Source organism: Deltaproteobacteria bacterium, assembly GCA_009929795.1.
Lineage (GTDB): Bacteria > Desulfobacterota > Desulfovibrionia > Desulfovibrionales > Desulfomicrobiaceae > RZZR01.
Map to the genome: position 1 here is coordinate 1 of RZZR01000248.1, position 2,639 is coordinate 2,639.

Genomic DNA, 2,639 nt, shown 5'->3' on the forward strand with positions numbered 1-2,639 from the left:
GGACGAGGATGGCCACCACAGCAGTTCCGCATCGGCCAGGCCAGGGATGGCCTCACGGACCAGCTTGACCAGTTCGCCCCTGGAAAGGGCCTCGGGGCCAGTCGGGTCGTAGTCGGCCATCATGACCCCAGGACCGCCCGGCCATTGAAAAAAAGCCTTGGCCCTGGTATAGGTCCCAGCAGGCCGCCCGGCCTTCTCGAACTCGTCCTTGCTCATGATGGAGCATGACCGGGCGGGCGGGACCCCATAGGTCAATGCCTGGTCCGTGGTCAGGCTGGACAGGACGTTGGCGAACTCCTCCAGCCCGGCCACCTCAATGACCTTGGCCGTGCCCTTGACCATGTTGGCCGAGGTGGTCTTGGCCAGTTCGCCCTCCGGCCCAAGGCGGAATTGCTTCGACAGTATCTTGGGCGTGGTGGAGGTCAGGACGGTCAATTTTGCTGGCATGTCTCGCCCTCCATGTATGGGGCCGCCACCCTCTTGACCATTTCGGTTGCCAGGTCGGAAACGTCCGGCATTCCCTCCGCCACCATGCCCACGAAATCGTCAAGCGTGGTGTCCTCGTCCATGGCTCCCAGGTTGACGAGTTCGGCCATGGTTTCCCGAATACTTGCCAGTTCGGCCCTGATCCGTTCGGTGGCCTCGGACAGGTTGTCCCCAGGCAAAAGCGACAAAATGTCGTTTTTCGCAGGCTCCAGGGACAGCTTCGCGGCCTGCATCATTCGTTGTGCGGTCCGCATGCTCCAGGGCAAGGACGATTCCACCCATGTTCTGAAATGCCCATGGCCCACCCGCTCTTTCGCCTGAATCAGATCAAGGCCATTCTCGACGATGGTTCGGGCCGATCTCGTCTTGATCCTCTCGGCTGTCTCGGTCAGGAAATCCCGATCCGTTGTTGATAGTGCGGTTTCCATGCTACTGCTCCTTGCCCAAATAAATGTACCGTCCCACCCGATGCCGTTTGCCATCCTCGGCAACGGACCATTCCATTTCGGTGATGATCCGATGCCCCACCCGGCGCAATTCCATAACCCTGGCGGCGCTATGCAGAACGCCAAGGGCGCGAAACTCTGGGATCGAGCAGGATGACCTTTGCAGACATTCCAAAACGAACTTGCGTTGCGCGTCTCCCAGTTTCATGACTGCACCTCCTTCAACCTGTCGCAAATCCACTCGGCAAGCTCGTTTCGGTCATAGCAAACGCGCTCACCGATGGTCAGTTTTCGCGGACCACCTCCAGCACAGTCTCGATTCGACATGCCCCTCGGATGCAATAGGCCACCGGAGAAAGTGCCAACTTGGGACCGGGCCACGATGGGCGCGCTCCAAGCGTCGATCAGTCGTTGGTAAAGTTCCTGCTTCTGCATGTGTCACCTCGCATGTTGCGGTTGAATTGGTGACGACAAGGAAGCATTGTCGTTGAAGAATAGGCAGGGACAACTTTTTTTGAAAAACTGTCCCCGTAGTAAGGCGGGATATTATCGGCGGGTGCGTTTCTTCAGGATATGTTGCTCAATCGTTTCAGGAGATACGGCGTAGACGTTGGCAATATGCTCGACTGCATCAGCCAGGGGCATCCCTTTCAGCACTCTGAGCGCCTTGATGACCTGAAAGATATGGGCGCGGTCAATGGACGTTGACCTTTTTTGAATCTCTCGACCTTGTTCTGGTTTGCCGATGTGTTCGGCCAATAGTGCAAGCCCAGATTCGGTTCCCAGAATATGCTGGTTTCCTGCCTGAACTGCTTGGCGCAAAGGGTCAACATGGCCATGAACTCGTGCTTCAAATTCGGCCATGGCGGCCCCCAGATCAGACGCCCAGAAATCCGGCATGGACTTCATGCCCTCGAAATGGTTGTGCCAGAAATCAAGATGTGCGTTGAGGTCTTTCTCGGACAGATCGCCCGATAGGATTTTTCGGATGGAGTCTTGAAGCTCGAACATGATCCACCTCCGCGATGGATTCCGCTTGATGGATGCCCGGCCCAGGGCGGAGCGGAGGGCCGCCTTTTCGGGGATCAGCCTATGGCCGGGCAAATTTTGGTCAGTTATCTATCGGCTTCATCCAACTGCGTTGCGGCCTCACCCATACGGGCCACCATGGCCTTGATGATTGCCGTCAGACCGTGTTGACCTTGCGCCTGGAGCCCATCGGCCAGGACGGCCAGACCTTCAAGGCCCTCCATGATGACAAGAAGGTGGTCGCGTTGCGGGTCGTTGGAGATGTTGGTATTCATTGTTTCAGCCATGATGTCCTCCCTAGTAGGATGTTGATGGTCAGGCCCGGTTCCATGCCCACCATGGAGTCGGGCCGTTTTATTTCAGGCCATTTCCGGCCTTGAAATTTCATTGGCATGTCAAAGGTCGTCTTTTCGATTTCAGCCCCTAGAATCGACTCTCACGGCCTCATGTGCGGGCCGTGGCGATGTCCACCACCTTGGGCCTGGATATGGCTTCAAGCGTGGCCATGGTGTCCTTGAGACCGTCCGGGGCAAGGTGACTGTATCGCTCCGTTGTCTTGATCTGTGAGTGCCCCAGGAGTTTGCCGACCTTGAACAAAGATTCCCCGGCCATGACCAACCACGAAGCGCAAGTGTGCCTCAATGTGTGAAAGGTCACCTTGTCCCGTATGTCGTCCAC

General features: G+C 57.1%; 6 protein-coding genes. All 6 read right to left on the bottom strand.

Going from position 1 to position 2,639, the window contains the following annotated elements:
• Window positions 1–447, bottom strand: a 447-nt coding sequence (locus EOM25_13780) for a hypothetical protein (protein NCC26244.1), incomplete at its 3' end; no start/stop codon positions are given.
• Window positions 432–968: a DUF3102 domain-containing protein gene (locus tag EOM25_13785; protein NCC26245.1), complete on the bottom strand. Its 537-nt coding sequence runs from the start codon at window positions 966–968 to the stop codon at window positions 432–434. The genes EOM25_13785 and EOM25_13780, both read right to left, overlap by 16 nt.
• Window positions 916–1,140 (bottom strand): hypothetical protein, encoded by a 225-nt coding sequence (locus EOM25_13790; GenBank protein NCC26246.1) that lies wholly within the window; start codon window positions 1,138–1,140, stop codon window positions 916–918. Before EOM25_13790 ends, EOM25_13785 begins: the two co-directional genes overlap by 53 nt.
• A gap of 338 nt (window positions 1,141–1,478) precedes the next feature.
• Window positions 1,479–1,943, bottom strand: coding sequence for a hypothetical protein (locus EOM25_13795; protein NCC26247.1), 465 nt, complete (start codon window positions 1,941–1,943; stop codon window positions 1,479–1,481).
• Window positions 1,944–2,047: 104 nt separating this feature from the next.
• A complete protein-coding gene (locus EOM25_13800) occupies window positions 2,048–2,248 on the bottom strand; it encodes a hypothetical protein (protein ID NCC26248.1) in 201 nt (66 codons plus the stop codon).
• Window positions 2,249–2,405: 157 nt separating this feature from the next.
• Window positions 2,406–2,639 (bottom strand): hypothetical protein (locus EOM25_13805; GenBank protein NCC26249.1); only part of this gene is annotated, 234 nt, incomplete at its 5' end.